The organism is Pedobacter yulinensis (genome assembly GCF_003029735.1).
Classification (GTDB): Bacteria; Bacteroidota; Bacteroidia; order Sphingobacteriales; family Sphingobacteriaceae; genus Pedobacter; species Pedobacter yulinensis.
In genome coordinates this window covers 106,342-123,522 of the sequence record NZ_KZ686271.1, presented here as the reverse complement: position 1 = coordinate 123,522, position 17,181 = coordinate 106,342, and the positions used below count along the sequence as shown (strand labels likewise).

Here is a 17,181-nt window from a genome sequence, read left to right as displayed (position 1 = left end):
TATTTGCATCCTGAAAAAGCGATCTATTTATGCAGCGAAAGTGGTTTCAATTCTGGTTTAATTCCCCCTATTACCACATCCTTTATCATCAAAGGAACGATGCTGAAGCTGAATTCCTGATTGATAACCTGATCGCTTACCTCAAACCCGGACACGAAAAGCGCATTCTTGACATTGCCTGCGGCCGGGGCCGCCACGCCGTTTACCTGAACAAAAAAGGCTTCGACGTGACAGGGATTGACCTCTCTGAACAAAATATTAAGTTTGCCCGGCAATTCGAAAACCGCTCCCTGCATTTTTTTGTGCATGATATGCGTAAATTGCACTACATCAATTATTACGATGTTGCCCTGAACTTGTTTACCAGCTTCGGTTATTTTGAGACCGAACTGCAGCATGTTAACGCACTGAAGTCTTTTAAAAAGTCGCTGCGCGATGGAGGCACACTGGTCATTGATTATTTTAATACCCGGAAAATTCTCAGCAACCTGACGCATATGGAAACAAGGACGGTAGAGGGCATTGAGTTCCATATTAAAAAGTTTGTGCAGGATGGCAAGATCATCAAGCACATCAACTTTGAGCACAGGAACAAGACCTACGCATTCGAGGAACGGGTGCAGGCTTTCATGCCCGATGACTTTGAACGCATGTTTGAAAAGAGCGGGCTTGAGGTAACGGCTACCTTCGGCGACTATGCACTCAGCCCTTACCATGAAACGACATCAGACCGGCTTATCTTTATCTGCAAAAAGGCATGATCGAAAGCATACAGCAATTTGACGCCGACCTGTTCCTGAAAATTCACCGCGGGTGGAGCAGTGATTTTCTGGATTTCTTTTTTCCACTGGTTCGAAACCGGTATTTCTGGGCGCCGCTGTATCTGTTCATCATTGTTTTTTTTATCAGGGAGTATAAAAAAACAGGCTATTACCTGCTTGGCATTTTTCTGCTGACCTTCGGTCTCGGCGACCTGACAGCTTCGCGTCTGATCAAACCTTTCGTAGCCCGGCTGAGGCCTTGCAACGAGCCAACGCTCGCGCTTGATATTATACACCGGGTACCCTGCGGCAGCGGGTACAGTTTTCCTTCGGCGCACGCCACCAATCATTTTGCACTGGCAGTGTTCATTATCTGTGTCTTTTATCCGAAATGGAAGCCCATTTTGCCAATCGGCCTGGCCTGGGCGGTATGCATTAGCCTGGCTCAGATTTACGTTGGTGTACATTATCCGGTCGATGTCATGACCGGAACAATCCTGGGCTGCACCATTGGCCTGCTCACATCGAAGCTCTTTAAAACTTTGAAACCTGAATTCTGATGGAAATCTGGAAGTTCCTGATCCTCTTTTTCAGCGCCTTTCTGGGCGGCGCAGCCATATTCCTGGTAAAAAGCGACAAGTCTGCGCTGCTTAAACTCATTCTATCTTTCAGCGGTGCTTATCTTTTCGCCATTACGGTGCTGCACCTGATTCCTGAGGCCTATAGCGGCAGCGATTCTGAACAGATCGGCATTTTTATCCTGGCGGGCTTCCTGTTCCAGGTGCTCCTCGAGCAATTTTCGCACGGCGTGGAACATGGCCACATTCACAGGCACCATGAAGGCAGGCAGTTTCCCTGGGGCATTATGTTCAGCCTCTGCCTGCATGCATTCCTGGAAGGCATGCCGCTGGCCCGGGACCGCCAGAACGAACTCATTTTCGGCATTTCACTGCACCACATTCCGGCTGCATTTGCCCTGGCCAGCATGTTGCTGCAAAACCATTATCGCGGCACCCTGCTCCTGATTTGCGTCGGCATTTTTGCCTTCATGGCGCCATTGGGTTATTATGTAAGCCTCGGCCTCAGCAATGGCAGTATTGGCGGGGTGGAATCTTATTTTAATAAGATCATGGGCCTGGTGATCGGCATTTTCCTGCACATTTCGACGACAATCCTGTTCGAGTCGAGCGTTGACCACAAAGTGAACAAACGTAAAATGATCGCTGTGTTGCTGGGTATATCGATCGCGCTTGCAGGCGGACACTTTTAAGCGGTCGTGTGCAATTTAGCCAGAAGGCGGTTCAGGGTTTTTGCTTCATCCAGGCTCAAGCGTTCAGAAATAAAGCTTGAAAGGCTGACGGCGCGGTCTATTTTCTCAAGCAGTGCCAGTCCCGTTTCGTTGATTTTGATATCGACAGTCCGACGGTCGGCATGGCCGGGCTGCCTGACCACAAATTTTTTCTGTAGCAGGCGATCAATGATCCTGGAGATATCGCTCATCTTATCAATCATCTTCTGCTTGAGCAGACTGATCGTTGCCGCCGCAGGGTATTGGCCCTGCAGGATCCGTAGCACGTTAAATTGCTGGGAGGTGACCTGGAATCCTCTGAGCATTTCGCGTATTTCGAGGTTGCACCGGCTGGCGGCAGATAAAAGGTTAATTAAAGCCTGGTCACATTCCAGGCGGAGTGCGCCTGATACTGGTTCTTTGATTGACTTCATAAAACTTTATTTTTTCTCGCGTCGCCCGGTTTTTTTCCGGCCATACTGCCAGGGACAGTGAAGGCACTTATTTTTGCAGCAAGATCCCCGTTTGAGGTGATACGCTTTAGTAAAAACCATCAAGCCATCTTCATTGAAGTAATAGTCCTCTACTTCCTGCATCAATCAAGAATTTTAACGACAAGTTTTCCTGCAAAAAAATTGCTCAGGTCTGTCCCTTCGCCGTGTGTTGTCCAAACTTCTTTTGGCGACACGCTTTTTATCAATAAGATAATACCTTGCCAATCGGCATGATCTGACAAAAACAATTTAATCCCGTTTTTATTCTGCAACTGCTCCCAGCCGCTCGCAAAAACACGTACAAAGTTCGGCGCGTAGCCGTAACTGTTATAAGATAAGGGAGTTACAAGACATACCAGGTCTTTTTCTGCCGATTTAAGAAGCTTTTTGTTATAGGGTTCCCAATTTCCCAGATCAATGCCGAACGCTGTGTAGATTTTCATGAACGGCGCAATGCCCGGATGTACCAGTATCCTTTTTTCCGGACAATGGGTATTCAGCAACCTGACCAGTCGCTGGCTTTTTCCCAGCGCATACGCGCCCAGCAGAATCGGGTACCTGGTTTGTGACAATTTCACCATCTCTTTTTCGGCATCAGGATGCAGCATGTCTTTTCGGGCAAAGGTGGTTTCAGTGATCAGTACATCAGCTTCGGCTGTCTCAAGCGGCTCGCAGGTCGGGTCGGCCTGTGTTTTGAAATCGCCGGTATACAGGTAACGTACGCCTTCGTACTCCATCAGCACCATTGCCGATCCAAGCATATGCCCCGCAGGCAGGAAGGATACCCGCACCGGCCCCACCATGAAAGATTCGCGGTAAGCAGGGCAACTGAATGCGCCTGCCGCCATTGGCCCGTAGCGCTGCTGCATAAAAGCCCTTGTCGCTGCTGTACAAAACACTTTGCCGTTTCCTGGAATAGCGTGGTCGGCATGGGCGTGTGAAATAACGGCGAGACGCGCCGGCTGCCGCGCGTCCAGATAAAAGTCGCCATAGCGGCAATACAAGCCTCCTTTAACAGAAACGATAAAATCCTGAAGGATCATGTCGCCATTTGGATAAATTTTCCATGAAGCTCCATGACCTGGGCAATGAGCGGCGTATCTTCCTCATTCCGGATAACAAAATCGGCAAGTTTTTCTTTTGAGGCATCGTCAAGTTGGCGTGCAATCCTTGCCAGAACGGCATCTCGGGTGGAAAGGTCCCTGGCCATAACCCGCGCTATACGTACTTCAAGCGGCGCCGTGACCAGGATGTTGCGGTCGCACAGGCGGTAGGAACCGCTTTCAAACAGCAGGGCCGCCTCTTTCAGCACATAAGGAACCTGCGGGTCCACTTTCGCCACCCAGCTTTCAAAGGCCCTGAAAACGGCCGGATGAACAAGTGCGTTGAGCCTGGCCAGTTCCGCCTCGCTGTTAAAAACTATGCCGGCAATGTGTTTACTATTCAGCGCACCGCTAGCATCATAACTCTCAGCTCCGAAGGCATTGCGCAGGCCTGCAATAAGCAGCGGGTCGCTCGTCATCAGCGATTTCGCTTGGGCATCGGCATAAAACACCGGCACACCCAGCACTTCAAAGATCCTGCATACGGTTGTTTTGCCGCTGCCAATTCCACCTGTTACTCCGACCTTCAGCATCAGCGTTCTATGATAAAATCGACCTTATCCGGGCTTACCGAGATCAGTTTACAATATTCAGGAAAACGCGACATCTGTACACGCAACTGGGTGTGGCGCAGCAGGCTCCACTCAGAAAGGTCGGCCCGCGCTTCCATCATGTCTTCGTTGATATCGTCATAGTCGCTCAGCGACACCATAAATTTCACGCGAACTTTTTTCGGAAACAGGGATACGTCCAGGTATTTCGGGTTATTGATAATTTTCAGGGGCACACTTACTTCTTTCTCGGTAAACTCATCTATCGGTATTTTTACTTCGGCAGTTGTTGGAAAAATATTGATGTTTTTCTGTTTTTTAGCCTCCATCGCGACCTTGGCCATCGTTGTATGCCGTATCTTCTCGAGGGAAAGGGTATCTGTACGCCACTCACGTATGCCTGCGATCTCCTCCTGCGGGCCGGATATGGTCACATACCTGGGAACAACCTCTATTGGTCCGGAGACTTCATACTGTTTAACAAACTTAAGATCAGATACGAGTTTGACCGGTACACGTTTAACCGTTCGCTTTGAAAAATCGAAATAAAGGGTATCCGGTTTAATGCTGATCACCTTTTGCGAGGTTTCCAGCTGTTTATTGATGTTGTACAGCTGATCGCTGAACACCACAAAGTTGCGGATGTTGAGCGAATTCAGGCTTACGGCAATAGACTGGGGATTGATGCGCAGCCGCGCAAACAAGAGCTGCCAGCCGGTCCCTTCCACCTGCAAATCGACTGTATCTGATTGCAGGGGGTGAAAAGCTTTGTTTTGAGGAAAGTTCTTATAAACAAGAACAGTTTTGGCTGTGTAAACGTACTTATTTTTCAGCGCCAGAAACATCCAGCCCGAAAGGGCCAGCAGCAAACACAACACGAAGGTGAGAAACCGCCTTCTTTCAACTTTAGTGAGTTTGATGATGGGCATGTACGTGATGGAGATTATTTCCGGTCAAATGTAACAAAGAAAGCGCCAAGGTCAAAGGCGGCAAAAAAAAGCGGGACGCTGCTGCATCCCGCTATCTTATTAAAAATCTGCCTGTTTAAGCCTTTGGCTGGGCAGCTTTTGTAGCATCGAGAGAAACTGCGGTTTTATCAAACCGGATTTTCGTACCGCCTTCTACCTCGAGCAGGAAGGTGGTTTCGTTCATATCAACAATGCGACCGTGAATGCCTGCGGTTGTGACGACTTTATCGCCTTTTTTCAATTCGCCGATCATTTTTTTGTGCTCTTTGGCTTTTCTAACCTGTGGCCGGATCATAAAGAAATAAAACACGACCATGATCAGGACCATCGGAACGATCATTCCGAGCCCGCCGCCTTGAGCCTGTAATAAAATTGCTGCTGTCATTAACGCTGTATTTAATATAAAATTGATTCTAATTGGCTTTGATCTCGCCCACCAGGCGGATCACTGACATGGTCGGGTTCGCATTTGAGGTAATGGTGATGCCTTTATCCTGCATTCCTTCTTTGCCGTTGCTGTCAAATACAACCTTGATAACACCTTCTGCACCTGGTTTGATCGGCTCTTTTGGCGGCTCTGGTACTGTGCAGCCGCAGCTGGCAGATGCATTACTGATGATCAGCGGTGTCTTGCCTGTATTTTTGAACTTGAAATCGTGCTGAACTTTTTCGCCTTGTTTAATGGTTCCAAAATCGAAGGTCTCGCGCTCCCAGGTAATAACAGGCGCGTCTTTATCAGGTACAGCAGAACCGTTGTCTGCTGCATTGTTCGCCACAGCCGATGTTTCGGCCTGGCTTGTTTCATTCTTCTGGTTGCTTTGGCAGGAAGCCAGTGCGCCGGCAAGAAGCACGGCTAAAAAGATCCTTTTCATGTGTTTTTTATCGTTAGTCTTCAATTAAACCCCTGCCTGCCTTTTTAATGCTGTTCGTACGTTTAAGATCGGCGAGAATTTTATCTAAAATACCGTTTATGAATGAATTACTTTTCGGTGTACTGTAATCTTTTGATAAATCGAGGTACTCATTAATGGTTACCTTGACCGGAATAGAGGGAAAATTCAGCAATTCACAGATCGCCATTTTCATCAGGATGGTGTCAACGATCGCAATCCGTTCAGACTCCCAATTTTTTGTACGTTCCGCTATCAATTCATTGTACTTCGCATCGTTTTGCAGCGTGTAAACAAACAGGTCGCGCACAAACTTGCTGTCTTCTTCCCAATCCTGGCTAATAACGGTCAGTTTGTTCTTGAACGGATCATCAAAAGTAAAATTCTTCAGTGTTTTGGCTACCATACCTTTCATAACCTCATGGTCTACCGGCCAGTTGATAAATTTATCCTCGAAAACCTGTACAATGTTCGGGTTTTTCAGGATAATTTTCCGGAAAAGGTATTTGATAATATCTTTTGATGACTCCAGGTCATCGTTCTCATCGTTCAGATAAGCGGCATATTCCGCCGACTTTTTCAGTTCAGAGAAAGCAGTCTTGGTAATTTCAGGATCAAAACCCCAGTCTATCTTGTATTTTTTTACGGCAGCTGCAAATTCAGGGTTCTGCTTGAGCAGATTTGCGAATTTATTGTGCAGCAGTTTCAGGTTCGGGTTCAGATCTTCAGCGCTGGGCAGGAATTTATTGGCACGTTCGGCAGCGTCATTACTTGTATACTCGGTTACATCGAGAATAAGGGAAAGCATCCAGATGTACATTTCATACACGCTGTCTATACTTTGCATCAAAATTTTCTCGAAAGCCCTGATGTCTTTCTTGCTGTCCATCTGCCATGCAAATATTGTTTGCAGCGCTTTGATTCTAAGGTGTCTTCTGTTTAACATGAAAAGAACGATTCGGTTAAAAAACCTGTTTATTTAATTTATTAATACGATGACTTGATTTTTTTGATCGAAGCAATGCGTTGCTCGGCGATCCTGTTGGCAGCCTCCAATGTAGGTATGTTTTCTTTTTTCGACATTCTGAGCACTTCGCGTGTGGCATCGTAAATGTGTTCAGTAAGCTGGATGGTCCGTTTCTTACCCAGGCCGGTCAGCTCCGAATAACAGCTGATCAGACCTCCGGCGTTGATCAGGTAGTCGGGTGCGAAGACCACCCCTTTTTCAAGCAATGCCCGCCCGTGTTTTTCATCATCGGCCAGCTGATTGTTAGCAGAGCCCGCAATCACTGCGAATTTCATTTTATCGATGGTTTTGTCGTTGATGGTAGCACCCAGTGCACAGGGTGCGTACACATCGGCTTCAATGCCAAAGATTTTGTCTGCATCTATGGGCTTCGCCTTGTATTTCGATGCCACGTGCATGGTCAGGTCCTTATTGATGTCGCTGATCAGCACAACGGCGTTTTCTTTTCTGAGCAGGGATACCAGGTGCTCGCCCACTTTTCCTATGCCTTGCACTACAACCGTTTTGCCGGCCAGCATGTCTGAGCCATAAACTTCCTTCAGCGAGGCTTTGATCCCGTAGTAAACACCCTGGGCTGAAAATGGAGCCGGATCGCCAGCTCCACCAAGTGATTCAGGAACGCCCGTTACATACTGGGTCTCCATGCGGATGTATTCCATGTCGCGGGCGGTGGTACCCAGCTCTTCTGCTGTGATGTATTCACCGTTCAGGTTTTTGATGAAGCGGCCATAGCTGCGCATCAATGCTTCTGATTTGTCTTTTCTCGAATCGCCGATAATGACGCCCTTGCCGCCCCCGAGATTGAGGCCCGTAATGGCAGATTTATAGGTCATCCGTTTCGAAAGGCGCAGCACATCTTCAAGCGCCTCTGCCTCTGACGCATAATTATACATGCGTGTACCGCCCAGCGCAGGGCCCAGGGTGGTGTCGTGAATGGCTATGATGGCCTTCAATCCTGAGTCTGAATCATTGCAGAAAACGACCTTTTTATGGCCGGATGCACTCAATTGATCCAATACGGAAGGGCTTTGTTCTGACATGTGGATTTGACTGGTTAACGCTGGGCCAAAAATAGAGAAAAAAACCATTATTTACACGCCGCTAACTAAATCGGCTAAAAAATTGAAGACTATTTTGGGTAGATTTGCATGGCATGAAACACCTCCGTTATCTCAACAAATATTTTTACAAATACAAGTGGTGGATCGTACCCGGCGTTTTCTTCGTCATCATCTCTAACATCTTCGGCGTCGTACCTGCGCAGGTAATCGGCTTTGCTTTTAACCTGATCACAGAAAACCTGTCTATTTACAAACTCTTTGCGGGTTTTGATCGCCAGGAGATCGTATACGACATCTTCAGCGCGGGTTTGCTGTATTTCGGAACGGTCGTTCTGGTGCTGTACCTCTTGCGCGGCCTGTTTATGTTCTTCATGCGGCAAACCCTGATCCTGATGTCGCGGCACATCGAGTTCGACATGAAAAACGAGATTTATGCGCACTACCAGGAGCTTAGCCTGGGCTTTTACAGGCGTAACAATACCGGAGACCTGATGAACCGGGCAACCGAAGATGTAAACCGGGTGCGTATGTACGTGGGTCCGGCTATCATGTATGCCCTTAACACCGCCGTCCAGGTTGTGCTGATTGTCTATTTCATGTTTAACGTGAACGGAACGCTTGCCCTATACAGCCTGGCCCCCCTGCCTGTGCTCGTCCTGACCATCTATTACGTAAACACCGGTATTCATGACAAAAGCGAGAAGATCCAGCAGCGGCTTTCTTCCCTGTCTGCCTTTGTACAGGAGCGCCTCTCGGGCATCCGGGTAATTAAATCATATGTGCGCGAAGCGCAGACCCGCGAAGCATTTGCCCTGCAGAGCGAGCATTACAAGGGCGAATCCATGAAGCTTGTCAGGCTGCAGGCACTCTTTTATCCCGCCATGCTGCTCCTCGTTGGCCTGAGCACCATCCTGACGGTGTACATTGGCGGCCGGCAGGTCATTAACGGCTCCATCAGCGCCGGCAACATTGCCGAGTTTATCGTTTATGTAAACCAGCTCACCTTCCCGGTAACCATGCTGGGCTGGGTAACCACCCTTATTCAGCGGGCCGCCGCCTCCCAGAAACGGATCAACGAATTTTTACAGCTCCGGCCCGATATTACGGGCGGGACCATTGCCTCAGGTACGCTAGAGGGCGGGATCGAGTTTAAAAACGTGAGTTTCACCTATCCTGATACCGGCATCCAGGCCATCAGGGACATAAACCTGAAAATCAGGCCCGGGCAATTCGTAGCCATTATTGGCCGTACGGGTTCTGGCAAGTCGACACTTGCCAACCTGCTCATGCGCATGTACGATACCGATCAGGGCATGGTATGCATAGACGGTACCGACATTCGTGAACGCGACCTGCAGCACTACCGCAGCCAGGTGGGTTTTGTGCCGCAGGAGGTTTTCCTTTTTTCAGATACCATTACCAACAACATTGCTTTTGGCCTCGATCAGCCCGACCAGGAGGCTGTACGCAACGCTGCAAAAAATGCTGCGGTGTACCAGAACATTGTTGCTTTTGAGCATGGATTTGAGACCATGCTCGGCGAACGCGGCATTACCCTTTCTGGCGGACAGAAACAACGGGTATCTATTGCCCGCGCGCTGATCAAGGAACCCCGCATCCTCGTGTTCGATGATTGCCTTTCGGCCGTAGATACCAAGACGGAAGAAGAAATACTGGGCAATCTGGGCCACGTGATGAAGGGTAAAACCACTCTGCTGATCGCCCACCGGATATCGACCATCAAGAATGCCGACCTGATCCTGGTGCTCGAAAACGGGCAGATAAAAGAGCAGGGTACACATGCCGAATTGCTCGGTTTGAACGGCAGTTATGCAGAGATGTACACGAGCCAGTTGCTTGAAGAAGAGGAAAGTAAAATCAAGTAAATTTCTATTTTGAAGTTTCAGAAATTGCTTTATATTTACCGCAACCAAAAACCAAGAACATTACCAACCATGGGAGAATACGACAACAAAGAGCGAGAAGAGGTTTTTTCTAAAAAAGTAAGAGCGGGTAAACGGACTTATTTCTTCGACGTAAAGGCGACCCGCGCTGGCGATTATTACCTGACCATTACTGAAAGCAAGAAAAGACCTGAAGATGGTGTGTTTGTCAAGCACAAAATCTTCCTGTACAAAGAAGATTTTGAAAAATTTGCAGAAGGGCTGAATGATACGGTTGACTACATCAAATCAAACCAGGAAGTGGTCGAAAAACGGTATGAATTTTCAGAGCATGCAGAACACGCGGTACCAAGACCGGTAGAAGATGATTTTTCTTTTTAATTGATATTTAATTGATCAAAAAACCTCTGCTTCGGCAGAGGTTTTTTTGTTTCCGGCCATCCCGTTTCAGCTAGCAGTCAGGTAAAAGTTCGCTGTTCCCGGGCCTATTTTCTTACAAAAAATCGTTTAAAAAACAGCAGTTGGTAGCTGACCGCATTGCTCCAGTATTCCCAGTTGTGAACACCCGGCCTGACAATAAAATCGTGCTCGATGTTCAGGTAATCCATTTTCTGGTGCAGGGCAAGATTGACCTCGTAGAAAAAATCACTTTTGCCGCAATCAATGATCAGCGCAAGTTTCCCCGGGCTTAAGAGGTGAAGCATCTCGGTAACCGAGTTTTCAGACCAGCGGCCGGGAAACGCTGATTTCGGACCAAGGCGTTTGGCCAGTTCCCAGTTGTTTGGAAAAGGCCTGATATCTACCCCGCCGCTCATGCTTCCGGCAGCGCCGAAAATGTCCTGGTGCCTGAACGCAAGGTAAAGCGCGCCATGCCCGCCCATACTGAGGCCGGTAATTGCCCGCGCCTTCCGGTCAGCGAGGGTTTTATAATTTTTATCAATCCATTTAACCAGTTCGCCTGAAACATAGGTTTCATACCGCCATTTTTTATCGACCGGGCTGTCAAAATACCAGCTACTAATATTGCCGTCTGGACAAACTATGATGAGGTTGTTCCTGTCAGCTTCGTCTTTGATGGCAGGAACTTTGTTAACCCAGCCATTGTAACGGTCGCCATATCCATGCAACAGGTAAACCACAGGAAACTGCTTCTGCCCATCGTATGTATCTGGCAAAATGACAACCGCCCTGATGTCTTTGTTCATGGCCGCACTGGGGGTTGTTACGGTATCAACTTTGGCTGCCCGGGCTGTCAGACCGGCACAGCATGCTAAAAGCAGGAAAATTCTGGAAATTAAGCGCATAAGATGTCAGGTTATCTGGCTAAAGTTAATGAAAACGGTTGATCTGCAGGAGCCGTGCCACGCGTAGTATTTGGACTTGCGCTCATTTTTAATTCGAGGGTACCGCCATTCATAATCTCTTCGTAGCTGAGCCAGTTACGGGTATGTTCTTTTCCGTTCAGCACGGCCGATTCGATATACACATTTTCTTTGCTGTTGTTCTGTGCGTCGACTGTAAAGGTTTTACCATTTTCAAGTCTGATGCTCGCTTTCTGAAAGACGGGGCTTCCGATCACATACTGGTCCGTACCGGGGCTCACACTGTAAAGGCCAAGCGCACTCAGCACGTACCAGGAAGACATCTGGCCCTGGTCTTCATCGCCGGGAAAACCTTTCTCGGTGGCGTTATAAAGTTGATCCATGATCTTGCGAACACGTTCCTGCGTTTTCCAGGGCTGTCCCGCATAGTTGTACAGGTAAGCCACGTGCTGCACCGGTTGGTTACCATGGGCATATTGTCCCATACCGGCAAGCACCATCTCTTTCATTTCATGAATTTCTTTCCCGTAAGTGCCCACTTTAAAGTCTGAGGCCCGCGTAAAAAAGCTGTCGAGCCGGGCCAGGAATTTCTCATTTCCGCCCATCAGCTCTTTTAGCCCCTGGATATCATGGAAAACCGACCAGGTATATTGCCAGGCATTTCCCTCGGCAAAGGGGCCACCCCACTCAACCGGATCAAAATTTTCCTGCCATTCACCATTCATTTTCCTGCCGCGAACAAAGCCGGTCTCCGTGTCGAAGACCTGGCGGTAGTTGTACATCTGCCGGGCAAAAACAGATTCATAAAATTTATTGCCCGACATTCTGGCCAGGTTCCATGCACAAAAATCATCATAAGCGTATTCAAGTGTTTTGGCGGTAGCCTCGGGCACTTCAGGGTGCGCGATGTAACCCAGGGTAAAGTATTCCTTCCACCCTTCCCGTCCGTTCGAGCCGCCAAGCGGACCTTTGTTGGTTGCTTCATGGTAGTAAGCGGCAAGCGCCTTGCCGGCATCGAAGTCCCGGATGCCTTTTGCCCAGGCATCGGCCAGCAGAGAAATGGCATGGTTACCCAGCATAACGCCAGACATTCCCGGATTGGACCAGGTAGGCATCCATCCCGATTCTTCCTGGGCAGCCAGGAGTGCTTTCATGTGCCGGCCCTGCATCTGCGGATGCAGCAGATTACTCAGGGGAAACTGCGCCCGGAAAGTATCCCAGAACCCGTTGTCAGTATACATATAGCCCTGGTGCACCTTTCCGTCGTACGGACTGTAATACACCGGTTTGCTGTTCTTATCCAGGTCATAGAATTTTCTTGAGTAGAGGTTAGCCCTGAACAAGCAGGAATAAAAAGTGGCCTTTTCCTGCTCTGAACCGCCCTGCACCTCGATCCTGCCCAGCAGGTTATTCCAGACAGTTTCGGCAGAGTCGCGGGTATCCTCAAATTTTGCGGCCTTTCCCAATTCGCGTTCCAGGTTAAGCTGGGCCTGTTCCAGGCTAATGTATGACGAAGAAACCTTTACCTGGACCACCGCACCCTTTCTAAACCTGACAAAGGCTCCGGCCCCGGGTCCCATGGCGAATGACCTGGCTGGCACAATGGTATTCTTTCGGTTTTCCCATGTACCATAACCAGTAAAAGCCTGATCAAATGAGATGACAAAGTAGTTCCTGAAATTCTTAGGCACGAACCGGCCATTGTCTACCCAGCCGACGATTTTTTTAGCAGTGGGCAGGATGGTGATGTCACAGTTTTTCAAAAAGCCATCCAACACCACCTGGGCATCCTGGTCGGCAGGAAATGTAAACTTCATGTGCGCACCCCGTTCTGCAGGCGACAACTCGGCCCTGATGCCATTGTCAAAATCCACTTTGTAATAATGGGGTTTGGCCACTTCATTGGTGTGCTTAAAAGCCAATGCCCGGTCGTCTTCGTCTACCACCAGCTTACCGGCAACCGGCATCAGGGAAAAGACTGCGTAATCGTTCATCCAGGGGCTGCACTGGTGTGTTTGCTGGAAGCCGCGAATCGTTGTGGCCTTGTACTGGTATTTCCAGCCATCGCCGTTTTTGCCTGTCTGGGGCGAGAAAAAATGTATGCCAAACGGCAACCCTACTGTTGGGTAGGTATTGCCGTACGACAAGGCCGGCTCAGAGTCCGTGCCCTGCAAGGTGTTTACATAATCAGCTGGCTTTTTTTCCTGTGCAACAGAAAAACCAGCGCAAAACAGGCTGAGCAGGGTCAGGTACAAGTATTTCGTCATCGTCTTTCGTTTGTGTGCGCCGGCGGCCGGCAATCAAATTTAGCAAATTGTTAAGCCGGGGCAAAAAATCGGCCATATAAACCTATTTTGCGCAAACACGATTTCAAGAACACTGTTTGAGCAAATAAACACCCATGCAACATCCATCGAAAAGCCCGCGTCCTTCCGGTTCTGCAAAAGGAATTAATTTCGGCGCACTTGCCATCAGCCTGGCGATCACCCTGGCAGTTGGTGCACTGGGTGGCCTGCTTACAGCACGCTCGGTAAACGGCTGGTATAAAACACTGGCTAAACCGTCATTCAACCCGCCGGCCGAAGTCTTTGGCCCGGTCTGGACGGCCCTGTTCATCCTGATCGGTACAGCTGCCTACCTGGTCTGGCGAAAACGCCACGAAGTGTTGCACTGGCCAAGAATTGTGGCCGTCTATGCCATCCAACTGATTTTAAACCTGATGTGGTCATTCCTCTTCTTCTACCTTCGCGATGTGGCGCTTGCGCTGGCAGAGGTCCTGGTCTTCCTGGTTGTTATTGCCATGAACGGGCTGGTTTTTTACCGGGTAGACCGCCGAGCCGGGTTTTTGTTCATCCCTTATTTCTTATGGGTTTCGTTTGCCGCAGTGTTGAACTGGCAGATCTACATTTTAAATTAATTAAAATAAAAAGGGTTATTTTTAGGCTGTGAAAGCGCTGCTACCCCTTATTCTTTTGCTGCTGCATGGCCAGGTTCTGCTGGCGCAGAAAGTGGGTCTGGTATTAAGTGGCGGCGGAGCGAAAGGCCTGGCCCATATCGGCACACTCAAGGCGCTTGAAGAGAACGGTATACCGATCGATTACATTACCGGTACATCGATGGGCGGCATTGTGGGGGCCATGTATGCTGCTGGCTACTCGCCCGCACAGATCGAAAAAATTGCCCTCAGCACTGACTTTCAGGACTGGGTAAGCGGCCGGTACAGCAGCGACTACAGCTTTTTTTTCAGCAAGAACGATCCATCTGCCTCGCTGCTTACGGCCAAGGTAAGTCTTGACACCGGTTTTCATTTTAGCTTCAGGTCTAACCTCATCAACGATATTCCACTCAACTTTGCCCTGCTCGAACTTTTCTCGCAGGCCTCTGCCATATCAAAAGACAACTTCAACAACCTGTTTGTGCCTTATCGCTGCATGGTGTCTGATGTGCTTTCGCAAAACAGCATTGCGGTAAGTAAAGGGAGTCTGGCCGAAGCCGTACGCGCTACGATGACCGTACCCGTTATTTACCGCCCCATTAAACTGGATGGCAAATATGTTTTCGATGGCGGCCTGTACAACAATTTTCCTGCAGATGTACTGAAAAAGGAGTTTAATCCAGACTACATTATCGGCGCGAACGTATCGGCCAAAGTATACAACGAGTACCCTTCTTCTTCAGATGAGCGGTTGATGAACCGTTTCTTCGTGTTCATGTTCCTTTCTAAATCAGACTCCACCCTGGTTGGCAAAAACGGCACCTACATTCAGCCGGAGCTTTCAGACTTTAGCGTCAGTAACTTTGCCCCCGTTGCTGAGCTGATCCAGAAAGGCTACGAAGCTACCATGGCAGAAATGGATAAGATCAGGGCGGCGGTAGCCCGTCGCGAGGATCAGACAGCATTAAGCAGGCGGCGCAACGCATTCAATAACCGTAAGCCCGACCTTGTTTTCAGCGAGATCTCGGTAAAAGGTGTTACGCTGCGGCAGCGAAAATATATAGAGCGGCTTTTTAAAAGCGACCGGCCTACCTTTAACCTGGCCGACATACGCAGGGGCTATTATAAACTGGTGGCAGACGAGGTATTCGAAACAATCTATCCCCGTATTCTGTACAAGCCGGAAACCGACAGTTATGTCTTTGAGATTGTAGCACAACCGCAGAAAAGTTTTAAAGTAGATCTGGGGGGAAACATTTCTACACGCCCGATCAGCAACGTTTTTCTGGGGCTTCAGTACAATTACCTGAACCGCAAAGCCTACACCTTCGGAACTAGTTTTTACTCCGGGCGGTTTTACGAATCGGTTCAGGCATCGGGCCGCATTGACTATCCTACCCGCCTGCCGCTTTTTATCGGCGCCGACCTGACATACAACCACTGGAACTTTTACAACACCAGCCAGATCTTTATAGAAAACCCTCGCCCCATCTATATTGAGCAATATGACCGCAAGATCGGCCTTAAACTGGGCTTTCCGCTGAACAACAATGCCCGGGTGGTTCTGCACACCGCATTCATCAACAATACCGACAGGTACAGCCCAAACAACAGTTTCGTTGTAGGCGACATCCTTGATCAAAGCCAGTTTAATGGTTTCCGCGGCACCCTGTCGTTTGAAAAGAACAGCCTGAACCGCAAACAGTATGCAAGCCGCGGCCGCAACCTGCAGCTGCACCTGAACTTTTACTCGGGCCGCGAATACTACAGCCAGGGAAACATTTTCAGGTCAGATGCGGGTTACCGGGCAAACCTTGTGCACCATGAAGACCGGCAGTGGGGATCGGCCAAACTGAGCGATGAACATTACGTTTTTACCAGCGGAAAATACACCCTCGGTTACCAGGTTGAAGGTGTCATTTCTAACCAACCGCTCTTTCACACCTATTACAGCACACTGCTCAATGCCCCTGCATTTTACCCGTTGCAGGACACCAGGTCGCTGTTTGTGGAAAAACTGCGCGCCTACAATTACGTTGCCGGCGGATTAAAAAACGTCTATAACCTGCGCCGAAACCTGGATGTACGCATTGAGGGTAGTTTGTTCCTGCCTTTCCGCGAATTTGAACGGGTAGGCCAGCAGGGGGTGCAATATGCACAGACACTGAGCAAACTTAATTATGCTGCAACCGCCGGACTGGTTTACCATACCCCGCTGGGGCCGGTTAGCCTTAGTTACAATAAGTACAACGAAGCCATAAAAAGAAATGGAGTTTTGCTACATTTAGGCTTTCTAATCTATAACAAACGGTCTATTGAATGAAGAAGTCATTTTTATTGGTTGTTATTTGCCTGTGCTGCCTTGGCGGCTTTGCTCAGGGCGTTTCCATTAATAATTTCCTGATCAAGGAAAGCCTTCTCAAAAACTCAAAACTGGCGGTCATCGCCGCTGATACGGCTGGCAATCCGCTTGAAAAGATAAACGGCGCCTATACTTTTAGTGTGAGCGGTTTTACGCAGGTGCTGCGCTTTCAGGACGGTGTGGCGCTGCTTCCTTTGCCCATTGAACGCTCTACCTTTGTGTATATCAAACACCAGAATGAAACGGGCACCCACAGCAAACTGGTGTACGTCTACAAAAAAGACAACAACCTCAATCCTTTTACCATCAGTATCCTGTGGCTCGTATTGATCCCCTTGATCCTGGTTTTCCTGGCCTTTGCCTTCAAGCGGCTGATTATCGTGGCCATCATTGTCATGCTGGTCTTCTTTTATTTCAGCCACAGCAATGGACTGAATATCAGCACATTTTTCGAGACAATTTTTGACAGCCTGAAAAACCTTTTTTAGGCCCGGGCAGGAAGCTCGTGAAACAGC

19 protein-coding genes are annotated in these 17,181 nt (G+C 48.8%); 8 read left to right on the top strand and 11 right to left on the bottom strand.

What is annotated here, in order from left to right:
• Positions 1 to 29 precede the first annotated feature (29 nt).
• From C7T94_RS17335 to C7T94_RS17325, 3 genes are read left to right on the top strand one after another with little or no spacing between them, the layout of a single operon-like run.
• Positions 30 to 761 (top strand): class I SAM-dependent methyltransferase, encoded by a 732-nt coding sequence (locus C7T94_RS17335; RefSeq protein ID WP_107217006.1) that lies wholly within the window; start codon positions 30 to 32, stop codon positions 759 to 761.
• Positions 758 to 1,321, top strand: coding sequence for a phosphatase PAP2 family protein (locus tag C7T94_RS17330; RefSeq protein WP_107217005.1), 564 nt, complete (start codon positions 758 to 760; stop codon positions 1,319 to 1,321). The genes C7T94_RS17335 and C7T94_RS17330 overlap by 4 nt, the downstream gene beginning before the upstream one ends.
• Positions 1,321 to 2,031 carry a ZIP family metal transporter gene (locus C7T94_RS17325; protein WP_107217003.1) on the top strand — a complete coding sequence of 237 codons (711 nt, stop codon included), beginning with the start codon at positions 1,321 to 1,323 and terminating at the stop codon, positions 2,029 to 2,031. Before C7T94_RS17330 ends, C7T94_RS17325 begins: the two co-directional genes overlap by 1 nt.
• Here C7T94_RS17325 and C7T94_RS17320 read toward each other — a convergent pair.
• The 9 genes from C7T94_RS17320 to C7T94_RS17285 all read right to left on the bottom strand — a co-directional run bounded on the left by C7T94_RS17320 (position 2,028) and on the right by C7T94_RS17285 (position 8,122).
• Positions 2,028 to 2,483 carry a MarR family winged helix-turn-helix transcriptional regulator gene (locus tag C7T94_RS17320; RefSeq protein ID WP_107217001.1) on the bottom strand — a complete coding sequence of 152 codons (456 nt, stop codon included), beginning with the start codon at positions 2,481 to 2,483 and terminating at the stop codon, positions 2,028 to 2,030. The two genes, C7T94_RS17325 and C7T94_RS17320, sit on opposite strands and share 4 nt — an antisense overlap.
• Positions 2,484 to 2,489: 6 nt before the next feature.
• Positions 2,490 to 2,645: a DUF5522 domain-containing protein gene (locus tag C7T94_RS19445; RefSeq protein ID WP_162618752.1), complete on the bottom strand. Its 156-nt coding sequence runs from the start codon at positions 2,643 to 2,645 to the stop codon at positions 2,490 to 2,492.
• Positions 2,645 to 3,586, bottom strand: a complete 942-nt coding sequence (locus C7T94_RS17315; RefSeq protein WP_107216999.1) for an exonuclease — start codon at positions 3,584 to 3,586, stop codon at positions 2,645 to 2,647. The genes C7T94_RS19445 and C7T94_RS17315 overlap by 1 nt, the downstream gene beginning before the upstream one ends.
• Entirely contained in the window at positions 3,583 to 4,179 is a 597-nt protein-coding gene (gene coaE, locus C7T94_RS17310; RefSeq protein ID WP_107216997.1) for a dephospho-CoA kinase, read from the bottom strand. Before coaE ends, C7T94_RS17315 begins: the two co-directional genes overlap by 4 nt.
• Positions 4,179 to 5,126, bottom strand: a complete 948-nt coding sequence (locus C7T94_RS17305) for a YbbR-like domain-containing protein (protein WP_107216995.1) — start codon at positions 5,124 to 5,126, stop codon at positions 4,179 to 4,181. Before C7T94_RS17305 ends, coaE begins: the two co-directional genes overlap by 1 nt.
• A 115-nt stretch (positions 5,127 to 5,241) precedes the next feature.
• On the bottom strand, positions 5,242 to 5,550 hold the full coding sequence (yajC, locus tag C7T94_RS17300; protein ID WP_107216993.1) for a preprotein translocase subunit YajC: 309 nt from the start codon (positions 5,548 to 5,550) through the stop codon (positions 5,242 to 5,244).
• 28 nt (positions 5,551 to 5,578) lie between these two features.
• Entirely contained in the window at positions 5,579 to 6,037 is a 459-nt protein-coding gene (locus C7T94_RS17295; protein WP_107216991.1) for a DUF1573 domain-containing protein, read from the bottom strand.
• Positions 6,038 to 6,050: 13 nt separating this feature from the next.
• Complete coding sequence (gene nusB, locus C7T94_RS17290) at positions 6,051 to 7,001, bottom strand: transcription antitermination factor NusB (RefSeq protein ID WP_107216989.1); 951 nt, start codon at positions 6,999 to 7,001, stop codon at positions 6,051 to 6,053.
• 41 nt (positions 7,002 to 7,042) lie between these two features.
• On the bottom strand, positions 7,043 to 8,122 hold the full coding sequence (locus C7T94_RS17285) for a Glu/Leu/Phe/Val family dehydrogenase (protein WP_107217152.1): 1,080 nt from the start codon (positions 8,120 to 8,122) through the stop codon (positions 7,043 to 7,045).
• Positions 8,123 to 8,235: 113 nt separating this feature from the next.
• Here C7T94_RS17285 and C7T94_RS17280 point away from each other — a divergent pair, with 113 nt between their 5' ends.
• Together C7T94_RS17280 and C7T94_RS17275 are read left to right on the top strand one after the other, a co-directional pair.
• Positions 8,236 to 10,029: an ABC transporter ATP-binding protein gene (locus tag C7T94_RS17280; RefSeq protein ID WP_107216987.1), complete on the top strand. Its 1,794-nt coding sequence runs from the start codon at positions 8,236 to 8,238 to the stop codon at positions 10,027 to 10,029.
• Positions 10,030 to 10,098: 69 nt separating this feature from the next.
• Entirely contained in the window at positions 10,099 to 10,428 is a 330-nt protein-coding gene (locus C7T94_RS17275) for a DUF3276 family protein (protein ID WP_107217150.1), read from the top strand.
• A 104-nt stretch (positions 10,429 to 10,532) separates the two neighbouring features.
• On the opposite strand, the gene C7T94_RS17270 is transcribed toward C7T94_RS17275, so the two are convergent.
• Positions 10,533 to 11,252 (bottom strand): alpha/beta hydrolase, encoded by a 720-nt coding sequence (locus C7T94_RS17270; protein WP_239495058.1) that lies wholly within the window; start codon positions 11,250 to 11,252, stop codon positions 10,533 to 10,535.
• Between the two features lie 110 nt (positions 11,253 to 11,362).
• Entirely contained in the window at positions 11,363 to 13,636 is a 2,274-nt protein-coding gene (locus C7T94_RS17265) for a GH92 family glycosyl hydrolase (protein ID WP_107217148.1), read from the bottom strand.
• 134 nt (positions 13,637 to 13,770) lie between these two features.
• Between C7T94_RS17265 and C7T94_RS17260 the strand changes: the two genes are divergently transcribed.
• The 3 genes from C7T94_RS17260 to C7T94_RS17250 are packed head-to-tail and all read left to right on the top strand — an operon-like array spanning position 13,771 to position 17,154.
• Positions 13,771 to 14,286, top strand: a complete 516-nt coding sequence (locus C7T94_RS17260; RefSeq protein WP_107216983.1) for a TspO/MBR family protein — start codon at positions 13,771 to 13,773, stop codon at positions 14,284 to 14,286.
• Positions 14,287 to 14,314: 28 nt separating this feature from the next.
• Entirely contained in the window at positions 14,315 to 16,627 is a 2,313-nt protein-coding gene (locus C7T94_RS17255) for a patatin-like phospholipase family protein (protein ID WP_239495057.1), read from the top strand.
• Positions 16,624 to 17,154, top strand: coding sequence for a hypothetical protein (locus C7T94_RS17250; protein WP_107216981.1), 531 nt, complete (start codon positions 16,624 to 16,626; stop codon positions 17,152 to 17,154). Before C7T94_RS17255 ends, C7T94_RS17250 begins: the two co-directional genes overlap by 4 nt.
• Positions 17,155 to 17,181 lie beyond the last annotated feature (27 nt).

Bases quoted from the DNA above. Each gene is read 5' to 3' on its own strand.
- C7T94_RS17265 (WP_107217148.1), bottom strand. From the start codon at position 13,636: ATGACGAAATACTTGTACCTGACCCTGCTCAGCCTGTTTTGCGCTGGT.
- C7T94_RS17330 (WP_107217005.1), top strand. From the start codon at position 758: ATGATCGAAAGCATACAGCAATTTGACGCCGACCTGTTCCTGAAAATT.
- C7T94_RS17295 (WP_107216991.1), bottom strand. From the start codon at position 6,037: ATGAAAAGGATCTTTTTAGCCGTGCTTCTTGCCGGCGCACTGGCTTCC.
- C7T94_RS17315 (WP_107216999.1), bottom strand. From the start codon at position 3,586: ATGATCCTTCAGGATTTTATCGTTTCTGTTAAAGGAGGCTTGTATTGC.
- C7T94_RS19445 (WP_162618752.1), bottom strand. From the start codon at position 2,645: ATGCAGGAAGTAGAGGACTATTACTTCAATGAAGATGGCTTGATGGTT.
- C7T94_RS17260 (WP_107216983.1), top strand. From the start codon at position 13,771: ATGCAACATCCATCGAAAAGCCCGCGTCCTTCCGGTTCTGCAAAAGGA.
- C7T94_RS17285 (WP_107217152.1), bottom strand. From the start codon at position 8,122: ATGTCAGAACAAAGCCCTTCCGTATTGGATCAATTGAGTGCATCCGGC.
- C7T94_RS17280 (WP_107216987.1), top strand. From the start codon at position 8,236: ATGAAACACCTCCGTTATCTCAACAAATATTTTTACAAATACAAGTGG.
- nusB (WP_107216989.1), bottom strand. From the start codon at position 7,001: ATGTTAAACAGAAGACACCTTAGAATCAAAGCGCTGCAAACAATATTT.
- yajC (WP_107216993.1), bottom strand. From the start codon at position 5,550: ATGACAGCAGCAATTTTATTACAGGCTCAAGGCGGCGGGCTCGGAATG.
- C7T94_RS17250 (WP_107216981.1), top strand. From the start codon at position 16,624: ATGAAGAAGTCATTTTTATTGGTTGTTATTTGCCTGTGCTGCCTTGGC.
- C7T94_RS17275 (WP_107217150.1), top strand. From the start codon at position 10,099: ATGGGAGAATACGACAACAAAGAGCGAGAAGAGGTTTTTTCTAAAAAA.
- C7T94_RS17270 (WP_239495058.1), bottom strand. From the start codon at position 11,252: ATGAACAAAGACATCAGGGCGGTTGTCATTTTGCCAGATACATACGAT.
- coaE (WP_107216997.1), bottom strand. From the start codon at position 4,179: ATGCTGAAGGTCGGAGTAACAGGTGGAATTGGCAGCGGCAAAACAACC.
- C7T94_RS17305 (WP_107216995.1), bottom strand. From the start codon at position 5,126: ATGCCCATCATCAAACTCACTAAAGTTGAAAGAAGGCGGTTTCTCACC.
- C7T94_RS17320 (WP_107217001.1), bottom strand. From the start codon at position 2,483: ATGAAGTCAATCAAAGAACCAGTATCAGGCGCACTCCGCCTGGAATGT.
- C7T94_RS17325 (WP_107217003.1), top strand. From the start codon at position 1,321: ATGGAAATCTGGAAGTTCCTGATCCTCTTTTTCAGCGCCTTTCTGGGC.
- C7T94_RS17335 (WP_107217006.1), top strand. From the start codon at position 30: ATGCAGCGAAAGTGGTTTCAATTCTGGTTTAATTCCCCCTATTACCAC.